The 22,601-nt window shown below is 51.0% G+C and carries 15 protein-coding genes; 7 read left to right on the forward strand and 8 right to left on the reverse strand.

The window, feature by feature from the left end; all coding sequences use genetic code 11:
* Window position 1: 1 nt before the first annotated feature.
* Both MON40_RS04195 and MON40_RS04200 read left to right on the forward strand, forming a co-directional pair.
* The gene (locus MON40_RS04195) at window positions 2–1,177 is read left to right on the forward strand and encodes a zonular occludens toxin domain-containing protein (RefSeq protein ID WP_003780460.1); all 1,176 of its coding nucleotides are present in this window, start codon (window positions 2–4) and stop codon (window positions 1,175–1,177) included.
* 375 nt (window positions 1,178–1,552) lie between these two features.
* Window positions 1,553–2,503, forward strand: a complete 951-nt coding sequence (locus MON40_RS04200; protein ID WP_039863345.1) for an IS110 family RNA-guided transposase — start codon at window positions 1,553–1,555, stop codon at window positions 2,501–2,503.
* A gap of 169 nt (window positions 2,504–2,672) precedes the next feature.
* On the opposite strand, the gene MON40_RS04205 is transcribed toward MON40_RS04200, so the two are convergent.
* From MON40_RS04205 to MON40_RS04215, 3 genes are all read right to left on the reverse strand, one after another.
* Window positions 2,673–3,197 carry a hypothetical protein gene (locus MON40_RS04205; RefSeq protein WP_003780410.1) on the reverse strand — a complete coding sequence of 175 codons (525 nt, stop codon included), beginning with the start codon at window positions 3,195–3,197 and terminating at the stop codon, window positions 2,673–2,675.
* 9 nt (window positions 3,198–3,206) lie between these two features.
* Entirely contained in the window at window positions 3,207–5,201 is a 1,995-nt protein-coding gene (mutL, locus tag MON40_RS04210) for a DNA mismatch repair endonuclease MutL (RefSeq protein ID WP_003780412.1), read from the reverse strand.
* Window positions 5,202–5,329: 128 nt separating this feature from the next.
* Window positions 5,330–5,953, reverse strand: a complete 624-nt coding sequence (locus MON40_RS04215) for an EVE domain-containing protein (protein WP_003766176.1) — start codon at window positions 5,951–5,953, stop codon at window positions 5,330–5,332.
* A 449-nt stretch (window positions 5,954–6,402) separates the two neighbouring features.
* Here MON40_RS04215 and MON40_RS04220 point away from each other — a divergent pair, with 449 nt between their 5' ends.
* Window positions 6,403–6,753, forward strand: coding sequence for a helix-turn-helix domain-containing protein (locus MON40_RS04220; RefSeq protein ID WP_003756620.1), 351 nt, complete (start codon window positions 6,403–6,405; stop codon window positions 6,751–6,753).
* Window positions 6,657–7,553: an IS3 family transposase gene (locus MON40_RS04225; protein ID WP_242925846.1), complete on the forward strand. Its 897-nt coding sequence runs from the start codon at window positions 6,657–6,659 to the stop codon at window positions 7,551–7,553. Before MON40_RS04220 ends, MON40_RS04225 begins: the two co-directional genes overlap by 97 nt.
* Window positions 7,554–7,626: 73 nt before the next feature.
* Here the strand turns inward: MON40_RS04225 and ribBA are convergent, their stop codons facing one another.
* Window positions 7,627–8,964: a bifunctional 3,4-dihydroxy-2-butanone-4-phosphate synthase/GTP cyclohydrolase II gene (gene ribBA / locus MON40_RS04230; RefSeq protein ID WP_003779041.1), complete on the reverse strand. Its 1,338-nt coding sequence runs from the start codon at window positions 8,962–8,964 to the stop codon at window positions 7,627–7,629.
* Between the two features lie 325 nt (window positions 8,965–9,289).
* Here ribBA and MON40_RS04235 point away from each other — a divergent pair, with 325 nt between their 5' ends.
* Window positions 9,290–9,892 carry a DUF4230 domain-containing protein gene (locus MON40_RS04235; protein WP_003779043.1) on the forward strand — a complete coding sequence of 201 codons (603 nt, stop codon included), beginning with the start codon at window positions 9,290–9,292 and terminating at the stop codon, window positions 9,890–9,892.
* Between the two features lie 146 nt (window positions 9,893–10,038).
* Here MON40_RS04235 and MON40_RS04240 read toward each other — a convergent pair whose 3' ends face one another.
* From MON40_RS04240 to MON40_RS04255, 4 genes are all read right to left on the reverse strand, one after another.
* A complete protein-coding gene (locus MON40_RS04240) occupies window positions 10,039–11,136 on the reverse strand; it encodes a hypothetical protein (protein WP_039863106.1) in 1,098 nt (365 codons plus the stop codon).
* A 929-nt stretch (window positions 11,137–12,065) separates the two neighbouring features.
* Window positions 12,066–16,076 (reverse strand): phosphoribosylformylglycinamidine synthase, encoded by a 4,011-nt coding sequence (gene purL, locus MON40_RS04245; protein ID WP_003779052.1) that lies wholly within the window; start codon window positions 16,074–16,076, stop codon window positions 12,066–12,068.
* A gap of 258 nt (window positions 16,077–16,334) precedes the next feature.
* Window positions 16,335–17,111 (reverse strand): M48 family metallopeptidase, encoded by a 777-nt coding sequence (locus MON40_RS04250; RefSeq protein ID WP_039863107.1) that lies wholly within the window; start codon window positions 17,109–17,111, stop codon window positions 16,335–16,337.
* 111 nt (window positions 17,112–17,222) lie between these two features.
* Window positions 17,223–18,116, reverse strand: coding sequence for a serine hydrolase (locus MON40_RS04255; RefSeq protein ID WP_372338582.1), 894 nt, complete (start codon window positions 18,114–18,116; stop codon window positions 17,223–17,225).
* Window positions 18,117–18,484: 368 nt separating this feature from the next.
* Between MON40_RS04255 and clpX the strand changes: the two genes are divergently transcribed.
* A complete protein-coding gene (clpX, locus tag MON40_RS04260; protein WP_003768201.1) occupies window positions 18,485–19,753 on the forward strand; it encodes an ATP-dependent Clp protease ATP-binding subunit ClpX in 1,269 nt (422 codons plus the stop codon).
* Window positions 19,754–19,992: 239 nt separating this feature from the next.
* Window positions 19,993–22,578, forward strand: coding sequence for a bifunctional aconitate hydratase 2/2-methylisocitrate dehydratase (acnB, locus tag MON40_RS04265; protein WP_003779054.1), 2,586 nt, complete (start codon window positions 19,993–19,995; stop codon window positions 22,576–22,578).
* The last annotated feature ends 23 nt before the right edge of the window (window positions 22,579–22,601 follow it).

Raw genomic sequence — 22,601 nt, forward strand, 5'->3', positions numbered from 1 at the left:
TATGATTTATCTTTTCACCGGCAACATGGGTACGGGCAAGACTTCGCGCGTCGTGTCCATGATTCTGAACAACGAAGACGGTTTGTTTAAGATGAAGCTTGAAGATGGCACTGAAGTAGACCGCCCGCTCTATTTCTGCCATATAGACGGCTTGGATAAACGTAAATTTAACGCGCATGAACTTACTGAAGAAGAAATCATGTCTGCACCGTTGCGCGATATTATTCCGCAAGGCGCCGTATTGATTGTTGATGAAGCACACTATACCTATCCTGTGCGCGCATCAGGTCGCCCCGTTCCGCCCTATATCCAAGAATTAACCGAACTCCGTCATCACGGCCATACGGTTATCTTGATGACCCAGCACCCTAGCCAGCTTGACGTATTTGTACGCAATCTCGTGTCAAAACATACCCATCTTGAACGCAAAGCCGTGGGTATGAAGCAGTATTCTTGGTATAAGTGTGTAACGACCCTTGATAATCCCGCCGGTGTAACAGGTGTTGAATCTGCGAGCTGGAAACCGCCTAAAGATGCCTTCAAGTATTACAAATCCTCAAGCCAACATCAGAAGTTTAAAAAGAATATTCCGCTTGCTGTTTGGGCTTTGATAGGTATATTTGCTTTCATGGCTTGGAAAGGCTACAACGTTTATCAAATTTATAAGCAAGGCACTGGCCAACAAGAACAGGTCGAACCACAGGAAGCAGCAGCCAGTCAGCCGCAAATGGAATTACCAACGGAATCAACCGAGCCAACGGCCAAAATTGATAACAGCCTAAACCCGACAGACTTTATCCCCAAGTTGGCAGAAAAACCCGAATCCAAACCGCTTTACGACAGCGTGCGCCAAGTTAAAACCTTTGAACGCTTGGCCGCCTGTATAGATGGCGGTAAAAGTGGTTGTACCTGTTATAGCGACCAAGGCACGGCTCTGAAAGAAGTGACTAAGGCAATGTGTAAAGACTACGTCAAAAACGGAATGCCATTTAATCCTTACAAAGACCCAAGCACGACAGCACAGGCAGCGCTTGCACCGCAAATCCCGCCGACGACGACAGAATCAAACCAAATACTGACAATGGGCGGCAAATCGCCACAGAATTTGATGTATGACGGCTATGTCGAAGCAGGATCGCAATTCCAACAGCGCGGCGGTATTGTTGGCACTAATTAATTGAGCTGCTTTTTACCGTGTTGATGAAGCACAAAAGGCGTAATCAACACGGTAAAAAGCAGCCACGGGGTGCGGGAACTCCCGCTTTTTTGAGTTTAAGCAATTTTATGTCTTCCGGAGACACCTAAAAATTCAAAAACAGACAAAAATCAGCTCAACCGGACGCAATAAAATGCCAAAGCCAAAACCCGCAAACCGTTTTAAAAAAGACGGTTTGCGGGTTTTTGTTTAGCGCAAAACAAAAGCCTGGGCGGTTTAGGCAGTAAAACGGCCAAAGTAAAAAGCTGGACAAAAGAAATGCCGAATCGCCCACTTATCCTAAAGATTGAATACCATCATAGCCGTGCAAACAGGCTGAATCATAAGGAAAATGCAATGAATGTAATAGGATTCGATATTTCCAAAGATACCATAGACGTAACTTTGCTTAGAACTAGCGGCCAATCAGACTATATTAAAATAGCTAACGCTTGCGAAGGCTTCGAAAAACTAAATGACTGGATACGATCAAAACGTATCCGCAAAATAAGTATTAGCATGGAAGCAACTGGCATTTATTACGAAGAAGCTGCTGACTATTTCAGTGCAATTTATCAAGTCTTCGTTATAAATCCTCTGAAAATTAAAGACTACTCAAAAAGCCAGTTTAGCCACACAAAAACCGATAGAGCCGATTCAAGGCTCATAGCAGAATACACAAAACGCCATTTAGATAAACTTACACCGTTCAAGCCGTCTGAAAACCCAACCCTGTATAAACTGATAAGCCTGCTCCAGCAACTCAAACAACAGCAAAACGAAAGTCAAAACAGACTGCACGCCGCAAAAGATACCTTTATTCGTGCCACACACGAAGAAATCATATTGCTCTTGGCCAAACAGATAGACCAAACGGCCAAGCGAATAGACCTGATGATTCAGCAACAAGATAGCCTGAATACGCATTACAAAAATCTGCAAACAATTCCCGGTATAGGCAAAGATACCGCCGCAATCTTGCTCCGTCATCTCACAGACAAACAATTTAAGACGGCTAACCAATTCGTATCATTCGCCGGATTAAGTCCGCTAATTGAACAATCAGGAACCAGCGTCAATAAAAAAGGCAGATTAAGCCGCTATGGTCACCGCCGGCTTAAACGCGCCTTGTTTATGCCCGCGCTTGTCGCCTATCGCATTAAAGCCTTTCCTAAGTTAGTTCAAAACTTATCTCATAAGCCTAAAATGGTTGTCATAGTTGCTTTGATGCGTAAACTTGCCAAAATCGCCTACTACATCCATAAAACACAAAAGCCGTTCGAAAAAATGCGCTATCAAACAGCTTAACGAAAACAAACAAAAGAAAACGGCTGCCGTAAAAGCAGCCGTGGCTTGTTGCATTCGATGGAAAGGCAATAAATAAATATTAAATGAAAACAATCAAATATAAAATAAATCGAAATTTATATTTGACAATGCGATATACCATCTTTTGTATTCCTTAATCTCACATCCCTCAGAATTCGCAAGTAAAGCGGTAGAATTTTTCGGCAGTCGAACCGATTTTTATTTTATGCCATTTTAACTCTTCGACCGGCAAGATTTCGTATGCACTGAGTTTACCCTTGCTGTCAAAAAATGCGCTCTCTTCATATGAGATTTCTTTGTTTTTGCAGTCGATTTGGAATTTAAAACGGGTTTTGACGTAATCCTTGCCAATGATTCGACTCCTGCCGTTTATCGTTTCGTTCGGAATAATCGGCTTAGGTTTTTCGTAACGTATTTCTATTATCGAATTCCCCGGAGAAAGTGAACGGACGAGTGTGTTGCCGTATATGGATTTTCCTTGGGCGGGGTCGGAGTGGATTAGTCGCCAGTATTCAGGTTTGTTGTAGCTTGTTTTTTCCGCATAAACGGGCAGCGTGAACAAGATGAGTGGGATGCAAAGGGCGATTTTGTTCATAATCGAATTTTTTATAAACAGGCTGTCTGAAAATCCGTATCGGTGGTTTTTCAGACAGCCTTTATGTCTTTCGGCCATACTTCATCATTATTGTCCGCGTAAAAACAGTGCGTCCAGTTCTTTTAGCGTCAGTTTCACCCAGGTCGGGCGGCCGTGGTTGCATTGGTTGCTGCGCGGGGTGTTTTCCATGTCGCGCAGGAGGGCGTTCATTTCGGGCAGGGTGAGCTGGCGGCCGGCGCGGACGGAACCGTGGCAGGACATGGTGGCGAGGATGTGGTTTTCGTGTTCTTCGATGGTTTGGCTGCTGCCGACTTGGGCGAGTTCGCCCAATACGTCTTTGGCAAGCGAGACGACATCGGCTTTGCCGAGCATGGCGGGGACGGCGCGGACGGCGAGGGTGTTGCCGCCCATGTCGGACAGTTCCAGACCAAAGCCTGCCAGTGCGTCGGCGTGGTCGGCGAGGGCGGCGCATTCTTCGTGGGACGCGGCGAAGGTAACGGGGATGAGCAGGCGTTGGCTTTGCAGGTTGCCGTTTTCTTGCCGCTGGCGTTTCATTTTTTCGTAGTTGACACGCTCGGCGGCAGCGTGCATGTCGATGAGCAGCAGGCTGTCTTCGGCTTGGGCGAGGATGTAGATGCCTAATAATTGGGCGATGGCGAAGCCGAGCGGCGGCAGTTCGGGTTTGGGGTCGTCTGAAAAGCTGCGTGCGGGGTTTTCAGACGACGTGGCGGATGTGCTGCCGAAGCGGGCTTGTTCGAATTGTGCCAGCTCTATGTCCGCTTCATCGGCTGCGGTGTTTTTGAAGAGTTCGGCGTAGGTGTTGAGGGCGGCGCGGCTTTCGCGCAGGGATAGGCTGCGCTGTTGCGGCGCGCGTGCTGCCTGATAGGGCATGGGGGCGGTTTTGCCGGAGCTGAAGGCGTTGCGCGGTTCGGAAGCGTGTGCGCTGGGTGCGGCGGCGAAGATGTTTTCAGACGACGCGGTCGGGTTTTGGAGAAACTGATGATGCTCGTTTTCAGACGACGTTGCCGTGGGACGGATGCCGGTGATTTCGTGCAACACTTCGCCTGCGTTGCCGACGCTTTCGGTCAAGTCGGCGCGGGTGTCGGCGAGGGCTTTGTTGAGGGTGTGGAACACGAGTTGGTGTACCTGCTGGCTGTCGCGGAAGCGGATTTCGGTTTTGGTGGGGTGGACGTTGACGTCGACGGCTTCGGGCGGCAGGTCGAGGAAGAGGACGAAGGCGGGGGTGAGGGCGTTGTGCAATACGTCGCGGTATGCCTGTTTGACGGCGTGAAGCATGACTTTGTCGCGCACGAAGCGGTGGTTGACGAAGCAATATTGTTTGTCGGTTTTGCCTTTGGCGAAGGTGGGTTTGGCGATGGCGCCGTAGAGCCGCAGCGCGCCGTTGCCGCTGTCGATTTCTAAAGATGCCGCCTGAAAGTCTTCGCCGACGATGGCGGCTATGCGTTCGTGCAGGCTTTGGGCGGGGAGTTTGAACACTTGTTTGCCGTCGCGTTTGAGCGAGAAGGCAATGTGCGGATGTGCCAGCGCGAGGCGTTCGAGCATGGTGGCGCAGTGGGCGTATTCGGTGTTTTCGGATTTGAGGAACTTGCGCCGCGCGGGGGTGTTGAAGAAGAGTTCGGCAGCTTCGATGGTGGTGCCGACAGGATGGGCGGCGGCGGTGGGGTTGCTGAGTTTGCCGTCTTCGGCTTTGACTTGGGTCGCGTGCGCGCTGCCGTCTTGGCGGCTGGTCAGGATCAGGCGGCTGACGGAGGCGATGCTTGCCAAGCCTTCGCCGCGAAAGCCCATGCTGGCGACATGCTCCAAATCGTTTAAGGTTTTGATTTTACTGGTGGCGTGGCGGTGGAGTGCGAGTTCGATGTCGTCGGGGTGGATGCCGCCGCCGTTGTCGCTGACGCGGATGAGGCGGATGCCACCGCCTGCCAGCTCGACTTCAATCGCCGTCGCGCCTGCGTCTATGCTGTTTTCGACGATTTCTTTGAGGGCGTTGGCGGGGCGTTCGACCACTTCGCCGGCGGCGATTTGGTTGACGAGGTGGTCGGGCAGGGCGGCGATTCGGGACATGGGTTTCTTCCGTTTTCAAACTGGCGGGTATTATAGCAAAAGGTCGTCTGAAAACCGGAATCGGGATTTCAGACGACCTTTTGAAATTTAACTGCCGTTTTACAGGATACTTGTAGCCTTGCTTTGTCTTATTTGAGATTCTCCAACAATTTTTCCCCATCAGTAATCTGAGATAATGTTTGAGCAAAAGGAAAAGAACGTCCCAAAATGGATTTAACCTGTCTTGCTTTGATTGGATTTTGACTTAAATCGACAAAATGTTCCAGTTTTTGAAAAAATGTTTTATTATCAACACCATAATGATGGGTTTTCTCTACAATTCCTGTTGCTTGACCATATGCAACAATTCCTTGTCCGGAGGCGTATAGGAATACATAGTCTCCTTTTTTAATCCGACAGATTTTTTCTTTGTAGCCATCTTCAAATGCAGCAGCTACTTGGTTTGTCATCATGAAATTATGGTCTTCCAAGTCGTTGGCACTATTAGTATTTAATAAGAAATATCGTGTTGTAGTTGAATTATCAAATTCTTCGTCTTTTTGTTTGTCAATCATTCGTTTGTTCTCCCAGTCTTGAATAATGAATTCTTGAATTAAATCATTAATGATGTCTTGGCGGGTTGTTTCCCAAGCATCGGCAAGCTCTTGCAAAATCAAATCATCTTTAATGGATAAACGTAAACTCAACGTAATCTTATTTTGATTTCGTTGGTTATATATTTCTGTGCGGCGGTCGATATAGCTGTTGGACATAATTATATCCTTTTGTTTTTAGAGTTAAATAAAATATCAGGAGGAGAATATCCTTTTTGATGATGAGTATTATGCTATATTCGTATTTTGAATGCAATAAAAATTATTCTTAAATTATTTCATAATTATTATATTATTATTTTTATTTGAAATAAATTATAGTAATATAGTGGATTAAATTTAAATCAGGACAAGGCGACGAAGCCGCAGACAGTACAGATAGTACGGAACCGATTCACTTGGTGCTTCAGCACCTTAGAGAATCGTTCTCTTTGAGCTAAGGCGAGGTAACGCCGTCCTGGTTTAAAGTTAATCCACTATAATTTTCATGGGAGGTTGGCTGAATCAGGTAATTTATAGCAAAAGGTCGTCTGAAAACCGGAATCGGGACTGAACTGCACCCCAAAAGTTGGACACATCCCCTCCAACTCACAAGGTGCAGTTTTTTTATGAGCAAATATACATTACACTTCAAATACCAAGCCGTACTCCACTACCTGCATATACGCAGCCAACAACGTACCGCAGACCACTACGGCATTTCCCGAACCCACCTGAGACGATGGATACGCGCCTATCAAGAAGGCGGTATCGGCGCACTCGAACATCCCCAATCCAAAACCATGCCCCAACACCGCAAAAACCCCTTCATCGCAGATAAACCCGACCAAGAAAAAACACAGGCAGAGCTTATTGAAGAACTGTGCTATATGCGCGCAGAGGTCGCCTACCTAAAGGAGTTAAAAGCCCTCAGCCAAAAGCAGACCGCAAAGGACAAAGCCAAACCGTCCAAACACTGAGGGCGCAACACCCGCTCAAATACCTGCTGCACATCGCAAACCTGCCCAAAAGCAGCTTTTACTACCATCACCAAGACCGACCCGATCCCGAAGCAGCCGACAAAGCCCTCCTTGTCGAAACCTACCGGCGGCATAAAGGACGCTACGGACAAAGGCGCATTGCCGCAGCATTGGGTTGGAACCGCAAAAAAGTGGCGCGGTTGATGAAGCAGATGGAACTGAAAGCCCTCATACGGGCGAAAAAAGCCTACCGCCATCCCGCCATGGGCGAAATATCGGAACACCTCCTCAAACGCCGGTTCAAAGCCCGAAAGCCCAACGAAAAATGGCTGACCGACGTTACCGAACTCAAAGGGAAGGACGGCAAACTGTACCTCTCGCCAATCTTGGACTTGTTCAACCGCGAGATCGTCGCCTACGCCATGAGCCGCAGAGCCGACAGCGAAATGGTGAAGGAAATGCTCGAAAAAGCCGCCCCCCGTCTGACTGCTAAAGGAACGATGCTGCATTCGGACCAAGGCGTGCTGTACCGTACGTCGGGATATAGGGAATTGCTTGCGGAGTATTCCATGGTTCAAAGCATGTCGCGAAAGGCGAACTGTTGGGACAATGCGCCGATGGAAAGCTTCTTTGCGGTGTTAAAGACGGAGTGTTTCTATAACGCAGGTGAATTGACGGTAGATGAATTGATGAAGCAGATAGATGACTATATGGATTACTACAACCGGGAGCGTTGCAGTTTGAAATTGAAAAAGCTGAGTCCTGTCGCATACAGAACCCAGCTTGCACAGAGCGCCTGAATAGGCTTTTATGAGTGTCCAAGATTTGGGGGCCAGTTCAAACTTCAGACGACCTTTTGATAAGACGGGCGGTTTATTTGTTTTCTGCTTCTTCAAAGCCGACGACTTCCAAGCCGAAGCCGGTCAGTCCGGTGAAGGCGGAGGGCTGTCCTAACACGCGCAGTTTGCCGACGTTGAGGCCGGCGAGGATTTGTGCGCCGATGCCGTAGCTTTTGCTGTCCCATTTGTAGGCTTGGTTGGCGCCTTTGGGCAGGGTGCGGTCGAGCAGGGTGGCGCCGTCTTCGGTGCGGTGCAGGAGGATGACGACGCCGCTTTCGGCTTGCTGGATGCGTTCAAGGGCTTTGGGCAGCGACCAGGAATGGCGCGGGTTGGCTTGGATGAAGTCCATGACGCTGAAGGGTTCGTGTACGCGGACGAGGGTTTCGGTGTCGGCGGTGGGCTTGCCTTTGACGAGGGCGAGGTGGGTTTCGCCGGAGAGTTTGTCGACGTAAACGTGTTGCTGGAATTCGCCCCACGGGGTTTGTACGGGGGCGTTGCCCATGTCTTCGAGCAGGCTTTCGGTGCGGCTGCGGTATTCGATAAGGTCGGTAATCGTGCCGATTTTGAGGTTGTGTTCTTCGGCGAACTTCATCAGCTCGGGCATACGCGCCATGGTGCCGTCGTCGTTGATGATTTCGCAGATGACGGCGGCGGGGATTAGCCCGTTCATTTGTGCCAAATCGACGCCGGCTTCGGTGTGTCCGGCGCGTACTAGGACGCCGCCTTTTTGCGCACGCAGCGGGAAGATGTGGCCGGGTTGGACGATGTCTTCGGGTTTGGCGGTCGGAGAGACGGCGGTTTGGATGGTCAGGGCGCGGTCGGCGGCGGAAATGCCGGTGGTGATGCCTTGCGCCGCTTCGATGGAAACGGTGAAGTTGGTGCCGTATTGCGCGCCGTTTTTCTGGGTCATCATGGGCAGGCCGAGCCGCTCGACCATGCTGCCTTCCATCGGCAGGCAAACCAGTCCGCGCGCGTGTTTGATCATGAAGTTGATGGCTTCGGGGGTGACGAACTGCGCCGCCATCAGCAAATCGCCTTCGTTTTCGCGGTCTTCCGCGTCGGTGATGATGACCATTTTGCCGGCTTTGATGTCGGCGAGGATTTCGGGGATGGAGGAAATGTGGGGCATGGTGCGTCTTTCTTGATGGTCGGGTTGGGCTGTGGCGTGTTCTTGATCCAGCCACATGGCGGGCATTTGCGCCGCCTGTTCGATTTTGCGGGCTTTTTTCTCGCCAAAGGATTTGTTTTTCAGAAGGGCGGACAATTCGCCTTGGTTGATGGCGATGGCTTCGGCAAAACGGGTTTGCTGGCCGCCGTATTTGTCCGCTATCCATTGCCGCAGGTTGCGGCGGCGCAGGTCGGTGGTGTTCATGATATGTGGTGTGGCTGAAAGGATGTAGGCGATTGTAGTCTTGTCTTTACCAAAAGGCAAACTGTGTTTGACGGCAGATTTTTATTACTTTTTGGTAATGTTTCGATAGAAGGTCGTCTGAAAAACAAAAATGGCGTTTTCAGACGACCTTTGCTTGAAATCTGAACATTTGAAAGAATATGGGCGTTATAGTGGATTAAAATAAAAATGAGACAAGGCGGCAACGCCCGCCGTGTACGGGTAGTACATAAGGGCGTTGGCAACGCCGTATCATTGCAATTTTAATCCACTATAAGTTTAACGCAACCGAAAAGGGTCTAACCTGATGAAAATGGTTTACCGATTGATTTTAATATCTATTTTTTGTGCGCTCGCAGCGGCGGGCGGCTGGTTTTATGCCCAGCACCGCAACGACAACGCCCATGAAGCGATTTCGCGCGAAGGCGTTTTGATGCAGATTAAGCAGATGAACCGCTTGGAAAGCACGGCTTTTTACATCGATACCATCATCCGCACCGAGAAAAAAGGCGACTGGCGCAGATTGTGGCAGGACTCGCAAAGCGGTCTGTTTATCGTGCGCGGCAAAGTGTTGGCGGGCTTGGATTTGGACAAACTTCACGCCGACAACGTCAATATCGTGGACGGAAAAGTCCTCATCAGCCTGCCGCCCGTAGAAATCCTCAGCGTCGATTTGGAAAATATCGAGGTGTACGACATCCAAACCGGCTCGTTCAACCTTTTGCCCGTGGATAAGGCAGTGTTCAAAACCGTGCAGGACGAAGCCAAAAAACAAGTCCTCGCCAGCGCGTGTAAAGCCCAGATTTTGGATCACGCCAACCGCCAGGCGCAAACGCAGCTTGAAAACCTGTTTGCCCTGACGCAGACGCAGGTATCGGTTTATCCGGCGGCAGTGGGGCAGTGTAAATAGCGGCAGTGCAAAACAAGGCTTAGGCGCCGAATACAAACAAGGTCGTCTGAAAACGAAAGCAGCGGGTTCGCCAAATCGTTTTCAGACGACCTTTTGTTCAGCGTCGATACGCTTTACATCAAGCGCGCGGTTACATCATCCAAGCGTTAAAGATAATCATCGATATTCGGGCTTCTGCCGAACACGGCTTCATGCGCCTGACTGATGGTCAGCCGGTTGAATATCAGCCGCTGGGTTTGGTCGCCGTCGATAATCCTTACCCTGCCTTCCAATTTCGGCGCGTCGTGGTGAAAAGTATTTTTAAACGCAAGCCAGCGGTCGGTTTGCAGGTGGACGACGGCAAACATATCGTGCGAAATATTCACGCCGACGCTGATGAGTTTCGGCGAAGCCTGAAGGCAGAAACTGCTGTCGCCGAACAGGCACAGCCCCTCGTTTTCGGCATAGCGGAACAGCTCGATTTTCACCGCATCGGGTTCGGCGAATATGGTGCAAAACAGCCGCTCAAACAGCGACGGCTGCGCCACGCCTTCGCTCAACATGCCGTAAAGCCCCGCCAGCCAATCGACATAGCCGAGAAACGAAAAACGGTAGTTTTGCATGATGGCTTCGATGCGGCTCGGATCGCGCTTGCTGATCAGGCGCACAAACTCAAACCCGACCTCCGGCAGCCGCGCCCGAACGGCCTCATGCAGACGGTGGGCGAACAGGTTTTTATGGTTGTGCGGATTGCGCAGGATGCCGAGGAATTTCAGCCGCAATATCCGCCACAATGCTTCGGGAACTTTGACCGTATCGGGTTCGCCCGTTTTCAGACGGTATTCGGGCAACGTGCGCAAGTGGTTGCAGGCTTCTTCGTAGCCGCTTTCGTGGCGGTTGAACCAGCTTTCCAAATTGTACTGGTTGGCGGTGTTTTCGACGAAAGTCAGCGTGTAGAGGTTTTTCGCCGCCAGATTGCCGATGATGTTGACACTCGCCGCCGCACCGCGATTTTCGTTCCCGCCGCGAACCTTGTCGCCGGAACGGAAGCGTCGGGCGGCAGCCGGTTCGCGGAACATGGACAAAGGCAGCTTGTAAACATTCTGATTCTGCGGACTAACCTGCGGATTATGCGCGTGCTGCCGCTGCTCGGTCTGGGCGATATAGTGGTGTTCCTTGGTCGGATTCGCCGTCAACAGCGCATAAGGCTTTTCGCCGCATTCGGAAAATTCGCAATCACTGAGGATAAAGGCTTGTCGGGTCATGGTGTCGGAGGAGGTCGTCTGAATGTGCCGATTATAGTGGATAGGGAGCTAAGGGGGATTATACGGAATGATGGCGGCGAGTTTGGTCTTTATACGCAAAAGGACGCAAAGAGGTCGTCTGAAAACAAATGAGATTTTTGCAAAAAAGACTTTCCCCCAGTAGCCGAAATCCACACACAGATTTTCGGCTGTTTCCACCCCTAATCGCTCCTGATTCTACCTAAATATCCCCTTAACTCTCCCCGGATACCCGATAATCAGGCATCCTAGTCATCTTTGTAGACAGCAACAGACACACTTAGCCTGTTGGCGGCTTTCAACAAGTTCAGACACATCGCCTTCAGATGGCTTTTAAATATAATGGGTATTGTCTCAATTATTCTTTATTAATTTTAGATATTGTTATAGTTTATCTAGCTTATGTTTTTTAATAAATTTTATATAGGTCAACAAAATTAATATGACTAGAATATCAAAAATAATGAAAATAGATAATATTTGAGTTATATCATAGGTTATGGTTAGTATGTCTTCGATAGCATTCATCATTTCTATCTTGTATTTAATTGTTAAATAAACATTTAAAATATAAGCTATTTGATAAATAAGAACTAATGAAACAGAAAATTTTATTAATATCTTGCCTAAGGTACTCATTTTAATTTCCTATTTATAGTAGATTAACTTTAAATCAGGACAAGGCGACGAAGCCGCAGACAGTACAGATAGTACGGCAAGGCGAGGCAACGCCGTCCTGGTTTGAAGTTAATCCACTATATTTTTATTCATAAATGAAATGTTGTGTGGTAGTCAATGCAGAAAAGAATAGTAAGAAGACATAAAGGTCGTCTGAAAACGAATATAGCAGAATCCGCTAAATCGTTTTCAGACGACCTTTTCTTTAAAGCCGAATCAAATCAGCCTGCCGGTTAACCCAAAGCCTTCCTTGCTCCGGCAAAGAGGCGGTACCAGCCGGACAGTTCCGTCCAGTCTTCCGGTTTCCAGCTCATTTGTGCGGCGCGGTACACGCGTTCGGGGTGGGGCATCATGATGGTAACGCGGCCGTCGGCGTTGGTAACGCCGGCGATGCCTTGCGGCGAGCCGTTGGGGTTGAGCGGGTAGGTTTGGGTGACTTGGTTTTGTCCGTCGACGTATTGCAGCGCGATGCCGAGGCCGTCTGAAATTTTGCCGCCGTGAAGCGCGAAGTCGGCGCGGCCTTCGCCGTGGCTGACGACGACGGGCAGGCTGGAGCCTTGCATTTCGTTCAGGATCAGGGAGGCTGATTTGGGGACGTGAACCATGCTCAGGCGCGCTTCGAACTGTTCGCTCAGGTTGCGTTTGAACTTCGGCCAGCCTGCCGTGCCGGGGATGATTTCGGCGAGGTTGCTGACCATCTGGCAGCCGTTGCACACGCCCAATGTCAGCGTGTTCGGGTCGGCGAAGAAGGCGGCGAACTGGTCGCGCAAGGCGGGGTGGAACAGGATGGATTTCGCCCAGCCTTCGCCCGCGCCGAGTACGTCACCGTAGCTGAAGCCGCCGCACGCCGCCAGCATTTTGAAGTCGGCAAGGTGGACGCGGCCTGCCATCAGGTCGGACATATGCACGTCGTAGGCATCGAATCCTGCGCGTGTGAACGCGGCGGCCATTTCGATTTGCCCGTTCACGCCCTGTTCGCGCAGGATGGCGATTTTGGGTTTCGCGCCGCTGTTGACGAACGGCGCGGCGATGTCTTCGTTTACATCAAACTTCGCGTCGGCAAACAATGCGCTGCGTTCGTTGTCGCCAATCAGGGCGAACTCGCTGTCGGCGCAGGCGGGGTTGTCGCGCAGGCGTTGGATGGCGTGGCTGGTTTCCTGCCATGCGCGTTGCAGGTCGGCGCGGGTTTGGTCGAACAGAGTTTCATCAGCAGCAGTGATTACAAGACGGTCGGATGTCGGATTGATTGTGCCAATATAATGGCTGGCAAATTTTCCTATCTTGCGCGGAGAGAAGCCACCCTTGTTTACAAAAAATTCTTTCTTGTCAAACTGCTTGAGTACATAGTCAGTATCTTCTGCACGAACCTGCAAAACTGCACCAAGCTCTTCGTTAAACAGCGAACGGATTATGTTTTCTTTGGTAGAGATGATAGAACCAGCATTAACAAGGCTTAGGTCGTGGTCAATCTGGGCAGGTGTATAGGTTGCTATCATGGTTGCAAAAAGTATGCTTCCTAATGTGATATCCAACCCGCAACGCCCCGCAAACGCCATTTCCGCCAGCGTTGCAAACAAGCCGCCGTCGCTGCGGTCGTGATACGCCAAGAGTTTGTCTTCGGCGACAAGCTGTTGAATCACGCTGTAAAAGGCTTTCAGACGACCTGTATCGTCCAAATCGGGCGCGTCGCCACTCATATTGTTGTACACCTGACCGAACGCCGAGCCGCCCATGCGTGCTTTGCCGAAGCCCAAATCGATAAACAGCAATACGCTGTCTTCGACGTTTTTCAACTCGGGCGTAACGGTTTTGCGCACGTCTTTGACAGGTGCGAACGCGGAGATAATCAGGCTCAACGGCGAGACGACGGATTTTTTCTCTTCGCCGTCTTGCCAAACGGTTTTCATCGACAGGCTGTCTTTGCCCACGGGGATGCTCAAATCCAATGCCTGACAGGCTTTAGAAACCGCTTCGACGGTGCGGTAGAGTTTTTCGTCTTCGCCTTCGTTGCCGCACGCCGCCATCCAGTTGGCGGAAAGCTTGATATTGCCGATGCCGCCGATGTTGACCGCCGCGATGTTGGTGATGGCTTCGCCGACGCACATTCTGCCCGAGGCAGGCGCGTCAAACAGGGCGACGGTCGGTTTTTCACCCATAGACATCGCTTCGCCGCGATAGGTGTTGAAGCCCATCATGGTAACGGCGCAGTCGGCTACGGGGGTTTGGTATTTGCCGACCATTTGGTCGCGGTGGGTCATGCCGCCGATGCTGCGGTCGCCGATGGTAATCAGGAAGTTTTTGGCGGCAACGGCAGGCAGGCGCAGAACGCGGTAGGCGGCTTCGGTGATGTCGATATTGCCCGCGTTAAACGGTTTTTCAGACGACCTCACGGTTTTGTCGCTGCGTGTGGTTTTGGGCGGTTTGCCGAGTAAGACGTTCAGCGGCAAATCGACGGGGTTGTTGGAGAACAAATCGTCGCGTACTTTCAAATGACCGTCGTCGGTCGCCGTGCCGACCACGGTAAACGGGCAGCGTTCGCGTTCGCAGATGGCGCGGAAGGTATCCAAATCTTTTTCCAAAATCGACAACACATAACGCTCTTGCGATTCGTTGCACCAGATTTGCAGCGGGTTGAGGCCGTGCTCTTCCAGCGGCACTTCGCGCAGCTTGAATACCGCGCCGCGTCCGGCATCGTTAACGAGTTCGGGGAAGGCGTTGGACAGGCCGCCCGCGCCGACGTCGTGGATGGAGATAATCGGGTTTTGGTCGCCGAGCTGCCAGCAGCGGTCGATCACTTCCTGCGCGCGGCGTTCGATTTCAGGGTTGCCGCGTTGTACGGAGTTGAAGTCCAAAGACGCGTCATTTGTACCGGTATTCATCGAAGAAGCCGCGCCGCCGCCCAAGCCGATGAGCATGCCCGGACCGCCCAGTTGGATCAGCAATGCGCCTTCGGGGATTTCGTCTTTATGCGTCTGCTGCGCCTGAATGCTGCCCAAGCCGCCGGCAATCATAATCGGTTTGTGGTAGCCGCGAACCTGACCGTCAAACTTCTCTTCAAAAGTGCGGAAGTAGCCCAAGAGGTTCGGGCGGCCGAATTCGTTGTTGAACGCCGCGCCGCCGATAGGGCCTTCAATCATGATGTCCAACGGCGAGGAAATATGTTCCGGCTTGCCGTAGTCTAGTTCCCACGGCTGTTTGAGGTCGGGAATGTTGAGGTTGGAGACGGTAAAGCCGGTCAAGCCCGCTTTAGGGCGCGAACCTTTGCCCGTCGCGCCTTCGTCGCGGATTTCGCCGCCCGCGCCCGTTGCCGCGCCTGCAAACGGCGCGATGGCGGTCGGGTGGTTGTGCGTTTCCACTTTCATGATGATATGCGTGTCTTCCTCGTGGAAACGGTAACCTTGGTTTTCCGCCGCATTCGGATAGAAACGCTCAATTTTTGCGCCTTCGATCACGGACGAATTGTCTTTATAGGCAACGACCGTGCCTTCGGGATGCGCGTTGTGCGTGTCGCGTATCATGCCGAAGAGCGATTTCTGCTGCTTTTCGCCGTTGAGGATGAAATCGGCGTTGAAAATTTTGTGGCGGCAGTGTTCGCTGTTTGCCTGCGCGAACATCATCAGCTCCACATCGGACGGATTGCGCTGCAAAGCCTGATAGTTTTCAACCAGATAATCGATTTCGTCGGCGGAGAGTGCCAAACCCATTTCGGTATTGGCTTTAACCAAAGCCTCTTTACCGCCGCCTAAAACATCAACGGTAGAGAAAGTTTCGGATTCGAGATGGTGGAATAATTTGGAGGCCATCTGAAAATCGGGCAGCACAGATTCGGTCATGCGGTCGTGCAGCAAAGCCGCCCATTGCTGTTTCTGTTCATCATTCAGACGACCTTCCAGCCATACCGCCATGCCGCGTTCGATGCGCTCTATGCCTTCCAAACCGCAGTTTTCCGCGATATTGGTCGCCTTGGAAGCCCACGGCGAAATCGTGCCCAAACGGGGCGTTACCAAAAATAAATGCAAGCCCTCGCGCGCTTCGGGCGTTTCTTTAACGCTTTGCGCCGCCAACAAGGCTTGCAGTTTTTCAACAGTCGCGGCATCCAGTGCTTTCTCGCTGCCGACGAAATACCAAAATTCGCTTTTCAGTTTCACTTCGGGCAGGCCGAGTGCGGCCGCTTTTTGCAAGAGTTTTTCAACACGGAAATCGGAAAGGGCGGTAACGCCGCGCAAGGGCAAAACAACAGACATGATTCAGCTCTCAAATGCGGTTGGGAAAGGCTGTATTATACGCCGAATGGGTCTGGGTTGCTTGGTAATTTAGGTGAAAATGTTGACAATTTTTCAGACGACCTGCGCTGGGTGGGGCGGAAGGGTCGTCTGAAAAATCTTGATCGAAGCCTATGCAATACTCTGATTTAAATTGATTTTGCAGGGATTTAAATCAAAGGATTATAGGCTGATTTGAAAAAAGCCGATGGCGGTTTACGGAAGGTTTATTCCAAAAATTTATCGTTTATTCTTTTGATAAATCGGCATGAGTTCAGGCAGCATTCTGCGGATGGCGTTGATGCGCGTCTGATTGGCCGGGTGGGTGGACAAAATCGCAATGGACGAGCTGCCTTCAAGTTTGCTCATCTTTTCCCAAACGCTGATGGCAGCCTCCGGATTGTAGCCCGCCTGAGCCATCAAACGTACGCCGCCTGCGTCCGCTTCGCTTTCCTGATGGCGCGAAAAGGGCTTGGAAGCAAGTAAATCCGTACCCAATCCGACGATATTGGCATCGACTCCTGATGCGCCCGCTAAAATAGAACCGCCCAATCCCGTCAGCACTTGGCCGCCAATTGCTTTTTTGCCATGTTCCAGCAGGGCATGGGTCATCTCGTGACCGATAACGGCGGCGATTTCGTCGTCCGTCAATTTCAAACGCTCGACCATGCCGGTGTACATCGCCATTTTGCCTCCGGGCATTGCCCAGGCGTTCAATTCATTGCCGCGGAAAACATTCATCTGCCAATTGAAAGGTGTGCCAGTTTGGTTGGCCTGGTTGGCATAGGGTTTCAGGCGTTCGAATACGGCTTTGATACGGCGCGAAGTGTGGGAAGTGTTGTCCAAAACGCGTTGCGACTGCGCTTGCTGTACCACTTGCGAATAGTTTTTGGCGGCGGCCTCGTTGAGCGATGCCGTATCGTATCCCACCATATCGGCAACGGAAGTACAGCCGGTCAAAGCCATAATGGCTCCCAGCTGCATCAACTGTTTTTTGTATATTTGTTTGTTCGGCATTTGCATCTCCTAATATTGTTAAAATCAAGATTCTTCAATCGGATTGCATGCGGTATTTCTGCACATCATATAAAAAATGCCGCCTGATTTTCAGACGGCATAACAAATATTTTAAGAGCGGCGCTGCAACATCCAAGATTCGATCTTGCGCGCGTCGTTGACTCGGGTTGTCGAAGTCGGCGAGTTCAGCAATACGATGGTAATCGGTTGGTTTTGGACATTCGCCTTAACCACCATCGAACGTCCTGCTTCGCGGATATAACCGGTTTTTTGAAGCTCGATGTTCCAGCTGCCTTCGCGGACGAGGGCGTTGGAGTTTTTATAGTTTTGTCGGCCGTTTGCCGTCCAAACCGAGCCGTAGTTGGAGGTCGTGTTTTTGCGGATAAGCGGATATTTGCTCGCTGCGGCGACCATGCGGTTCAAATCGTTGGCGGTTGATACGTTTTGGAAATTCAGACCGGTAGGTTCGTAGAAACGGCTGCTGTGCATGCCCAGGCTTTGCGCTTTGGCATTCATGGCGGCAACAAACGCTGACATACCGCCTGGATAGGTACGGCCCAGCGCGTGTGTTGCGCGGTTTTCGCTGCTCATCAGGCTCAGGTGCAGCAATTCGCCGCGCGTCAGCGTCGTGCCGACGGCAAGGCGGCTGCCTGTACCTTTCAGACGGTCGATTTCGTCGGAGGTGATGGTAATGCGTTCGTTCATATCCAAACGTGCGTCCAAGACGACCATCGCGCTCATCAGTTTGGAAATGGACGCAATCGGCATCACGCGGTCTGCGTTTTTCTGATACAGGATTTCGCCTGTTTTGTTGTTAAAAATCAGGGCGGACTGCGATGTCAAAAGCGGCCCCGCCATCATCGCCTGAGCCTCGATTTTTTGTGCGTGGCTTAATGCGAAAGCTTCCATCGGGTCATTTTGGGTTGGAAAATTTTGTTCCAAAAATTGACCCAAAACGTCCATATCGTCTGCAGCGGCAGGGGCGGCGGCGACAGTCAACGCCATACCCAAACAGGCGGCACTCAGTGTTTTATAAAATTTCATAACCGACATACTTCAACCAGTAGAATTTAAGACAATTGAATTATTAAAGGAGATATTTTGCTTAAAATACAACAAAATGTAAAGTTTAATATGGCTTTTTTGCGTTTGTTTGCATCTTTTTCCCAAATTGGAAACAATCTTAAGGATGGGAAATTGTGGCGTGTTGCCACGCGTCGGAGGGTCGTCTGAAAACCTTACGCCCAACAGCTTGCCATACGGTATTTGATAAACCTTAAGATACTGATTATACTTACCGACTTTGCCGAAAACCGTTCCCACAACATTCGGATAACGGTTTGCCGATATTGCTTGAAAACAGAAGATAAATTATGACTGAAGAAAAACGCTCCTGCTCGTTTTGCGGAAAATCCGAGCATGAAGTCAAAAACCTGATTGAAGGCGAAAACGCTTTTATCTGTAACGAATGTGTAGAAACTTGCGGCGTGATGCTGCAAAGTTCAGACGACCTCTCCGCAGACAAATCTGCAACGGATGCGTCCCATCCGAACAACAAGCTGCCCACGCCTGCCGAAATCGTCGCCAACCTCAACGATCATGTTATCGGTCAGGAACAGGCCAAGAAAGCCTTGGCGGTGTCGGTGTACAACCATTACAAACGCCTGCGCCATCCTAAAGCCAACGGCAACGTCGAATTGTCGAAATCCAACATCCTGCTTATCGGTCCGACCGGTTCGGGTAAAACCCTGTTGGCGCAGTCTTTGGCGCGCAAACTGGACGTGCCTTTTGTAATGGCGGACGCGACCACGCTGACCGAGGCGGGTTACGTCGGTGAAGACGTTGAGCAAATCATTACCAAGCTTTTAGGTAAATGCGATTTTGATGTTGAAAAAGCCCAGCGCGGCATCGTCTATATCGACGAAATCGACAAAATCTCGCGTAAAAGCGACAACCCGTCAATTACCCGCGACGTATCCGGCGAGGGCGTGCAACAAGCCTTGTTGAAACTGATTGAAGGTACGGTTGCCAGCGTTCCGCCCCAAGGCGGCCGTAAGCATCCGAATCAGGAATTTATCAACGTCGATACGACCAACATCCTGTTTATCTGCGGCGGCGCGTTTGCAGGCTTGGAAAAAGTGATTCGTCAGCGTACTGAAAAAGGCGGTATCGGTTTCGGTGCGTCAGTTCACAGCAAGGACGAAAATGCCGACATTACCGGATTGTTTGAAATCGTCGAGCCTGAAGACTTGATTAAATTCGGTTTAATTCCCGAGTTAATCGGTCGTCTGCCCGTTATCGCCACGCTGGCGGAATTGGACGAAGACGCATTGGTCAACATCCTGACTGAGCCGAAAAATGCCTTGGTAAAACAATATCAAACCCTGTTCGGCATGGAAAATGTCGAGTTGGAATTTGAAGAAGAAGCCTTACGCAGCATCGCCCGTCAGGCAATGGAACGCAAAACCGGCGCGCGCGGCCTGCGCTCCATCGTTGAACGTTGCCTGTTGGATACCATGTATCAACTGCCTGATTTGAAAGGCGTGACCAAAGTTGTCATCGGTAAAAACGTCATTGAGAAAGGCGAACAGCCCAAGCTCCTGCGTGAAGACGGAAGCGAATATCAGGCAAACGCCCGGTAAAAGAACGAACCGGTCATTCCGATAAAACATAAAAGGTCGTCTGAAACCCTGTTTTCAGACGACCTTTTCGTATTTTTCAAGATAATTCGTTTCAATAGCAAACACCTATTACATCCGATAACATAAATATTCCAATTTTTGCCAAACTGGTCTATGATACCTAAAAGGATTGTTTACAATTCTTTGATTGCAAATCATTTGCAACGGATAGAAGAAAAACAGAAAAAAGGAACAAAGAGATGTTAGAAGCCTATCGCAAAGCCGCCGCCGAGCGTGCTGCCCTCAGTATCCCGCCCCTCCCTTTGAACGCGCAGCAAACCGCCGATTTGGTTGAGCTGCTGAAAAACCCGCCCGCAGGCGAAGGTGAATTCTTGGTCGACCTGCTTGCCCACCGTGTTCCGCCCGGTGTGGACGATGCCGCCAAAGTCAAAGCCTCATTCCTGGCTGCCGTTGCCGAAGGCAGCGCATCCAGCCCGCTGATTTCCCCCGAATATGCGACCGAACTTTTAGGTACGATGCTCGGCGGTTACAACATTCATGCACTCATCGAACTCTTAGACAACGACAAACTTGCGCCTATTGCTGCAAATGGTTTGAAACACACTTTGCTGATGTTCGATTCTTTCCACGACGTTCAGGAAAAAGCCGAAAAAGGCAATAAATACGCACAGGAAGTTTTGCAATCTTGGGCGGATGCCGAATGGTTCACCTCACGCGCCAAAGTTCCCGAAAAAATCACCGTTACCGTCTTCAAAGTTGACGGCGAAACCAATACAGACGACCTCTCTCCAGCGCCTGATGCGTGGAGCCGTCCCGACATTCCGCTGCACGCGCTGGCCATGCTGAAAAACCCGCGCGACGGCATCACGCCCGACAAACCGGGCGAAGTCGGTCCGATTAAATTGTTGGAAGAACTCAAAGCCAAAGGTCATCCCGTTGCCTACGTCGGCGACGTGGTTGGTACCGGTTCTTCACGCAAATCCGCGACCAACTCCGTCATTTGGCATACCGGCGAAGACATCCCATTCGTGCCGAACAAACGCTTCGGTGGCGTATGTTTGGGTGGTAAAATCGCACCGATTTTCTTCAATACTCAAGAAGACTCCGGTGCGTTGCCGATTGAAGTCGATGTTTCCGCGCTGAAAATGGGCGATGTCGTCGATATTCTGCCTTATGAAGGCAAAATCGTGAAAAACGGCGAAACCGTTGCCGAGTTCAGCCTGAAATCTCAAGTATTGCTGGACGAAGTGCAAGCCGGCGGCCGTATCAACCTGATTATTGGCCGCGGTCTGACCGCCAAAGCGCGCGAAGCCCTGAAACTGCCTGCTTCCACCGAATTCCGTCTGCCTCAAGCGCCTGCCGAAAGCAAAGCCGGTTTCACGTTGGCACAAAAAATGGTCGGTCGCGCCTGTGGTCTGCCCGAAGGACAAGGCGTACGTCCGGGTACTTATTGCGAACCGCGTATGACGACGGTCGGCTCGCAAGACACTACCGGCCCGATGACCCGCGACGAGTTGAAAGACTTGGCTTGTTTGGGCTTCTCCGCCGACATGGTAATGCAGTCTTTCTGTCACACTGCCGCTTATCCGAAACCTGTCGATGTCAGAACCCATAAAGAACTTCCCGCCTTTATTTCTACCCGTGGCGGCGTATCTCTGCGTCCGGGCGATGGCGTGATCCACTCATGGCTCAACCGCCTGCTGCTGCCTGATACCGTCGGTACCGGCGGCGACAGCCACACCCGTTTCCCTATCGGTATTTCCTTCCCTGCCGGCTCCGGCTTGGTTGCTTTCGCAGCAGCCACCGGCGTCATGCCGCTCGATATGCCTGAGTCCGTATTGGTACGCTTCAGCGGTAAACTGCAACCGGGCGTAACCCTGCGCGATTTGGTGAACGCCATTCCGCTTTACGCGATTAAACAAGGTTTGCTCACCGTTGCCAAAGCCGGTAAGAAAAACATCTTCTCCGGTCGCATCCTCGAAATCGAAGGCCTGCCTGATTTGAAAGTGGAACAAGCCTTTGAATTGACTGACGCATCCGCCGAACGCTCCGCCGCCGGCTGTACCGTGAAGCTCAACAAAGAGCCGATTATCGAGTACATGAAATCCAACGTTGTGTTGATGAAAAACATGATTGCCGACGGCTATCAAGACCCGCGCACTTTGGAACGCCGCATCAAAGCCATGGAAGCATGGTTGGCAAACCCCGAATTGCTCGAAGCGGATAAAGATGCCGAATACGCCGCCGTGATTGAAATCAACATGGACGACATTAAAGAACCGATTATCGCCTGCCCGAACGACCCGGACGACGTATGCTTCATGTCCGAACGTTCCGGCACCAAAATCGACGAAGTGTTCATCGGTTCGTGCATGACCAACATCGGCCACTTCCGCGCAGCCTCCAAACTCTTGGAAGGCAAGTCCGACATCCCCGTCCGCCTGTGGATGGCGCCGCCGACCAAAATGGACGCGAAAGAGTTGTCCGACGAAGGCCACTACGGCGTACTTGGCCGCGCCGGCGCGCGTATGGAAATGCCGGGTTGTTCGCTGTGTATGGGTAACCAAGCCCAAGTACACGAAGGCGCAACCGTCATGTCCACTTCCACCCGCAACTTCCCGAACCGCTTGGGTAAAAACACCTTCGTTTATCTCGGTTCGGCAGAATTGGCGGCGATTTGCTCCAAACTGGGCAAAATCCCGACCGTTGAAGAATACCAAGCCAATATCGGCATCATCAACGAACAGGGCGACCAAATCTACCGCTACATGAACTTCAACGAAATCGACAGCTACAACGAAGTAGCCGAGACCGTGAATGTTTAATAAGTAGGTAAAACCGTTTCAGA

The organism is Neisseria macacae ATCC 33926 (genome assembly GCF_022749495.1).
GTDB lineage: Bacteria > Pseudomonadota > Gammaproteobacteria > Burkholderiales > Neisseriaceae > Neisseria > Neisseria macacae.

Excerpts from the sequence above, each read along its gene's own strand:
- acnB (WP_003779054.1), top strand. The coding sequence starts at position 19,993 with ATGTTAGAAGCCTATCGCAAAGCCGCCGCCGAGCGTGCTGCCCTCAGT.
- MON40_RS04250 (WP_039863107.1), bottom strand. The coding sequence starts at position 17,111 with ATGCCGAACAAACAAATATACAAAAAACAGTTGATGCAGCTGGGAGCC.
- MON40_RS04195 (WP_003780460.1), top strand. The coding sequence starts at position 2 with ATGATTTATCTTTTCACCGGCAACATGGGTACGGGCAAGACTTCGCGC.
- MON40_RS04215 (WP_003766176.1), bottom strand. The coding sequence starts at position 5,953 with ATGTCCAACAGCTATATCGACCGCCGCACAGAAATATATAACCAACGA.
- mutL (WP_003780412.1), bottom strand. The coding sequence starts at position 5,201 with ATGTCCCGAATCGCCGCCCTGCCCGACCACCTCGTCAACCAAATCGCC.
- purL (WP_003779052.1), bottom strand. The coding sequence starts at position 16,076 with ATGTCTGTTGTTTTGCCCTTGCGCGGCGTTACCGCCCTTTCCGATTTC.
- MON40_RS04205 (WP_003780410.1), bottom strand. The coding sequence starts at position 3,197 with ATGGCCGAAAGACATAAAGGCTGTCTGAAAAACCACCGATACGGATTT.
- MON40_RS04200 (WP_039863345.1), top strand. The coding sequence starts at position 1,553 with ATGAATGTAATAGGATTCGATATTTCCAAAGATACCATAGACGTAACT.
- MON40_RS04220 (WP_003756620.1), top strand. The coding sequence starts at position 6,403 with ATGAGCAAATATACATTACACTTCAAATACCAAGCCGTACTCCACTAC.
- MON40_RS04235 (WP_003779043.1), top strand. The coding sequence starts at position 9,290 with ATGAAAATGGTTTACCGATTGATTTTAATATCTATTTTTTGTGCGCTC.
- clpX (WP_003768201.1), top strand. The coding sequence starts at position 18,485 with ATGACTGAAGAAAAACGCTCCTGCTCGTTTTGCGGAAAATCCGAGCAT.
- MON40_RS04255 (WP_372338582.1), bottom strand. The coding sequence starts at position 18,116 with ATGGCGTTGACTGTCGCCGCCGCCCCTGCCGCTGCAGACGATATGGAC.
- MON40_RS04240 (WP_039863106.1), bottom strand. The coding sequence starts at position 11,136 with ATGACCCGACAAGCCTTTATCCTCAGTGATTGCGAATTTTCCGAATGC.
- ribBA (WP_003779041.1), bottom strand. The coding sequence starts at position 8,964 with ATGAACACCACCGACCTGCGCCGCCGCAACCTGCGGCAATGGATAGCG.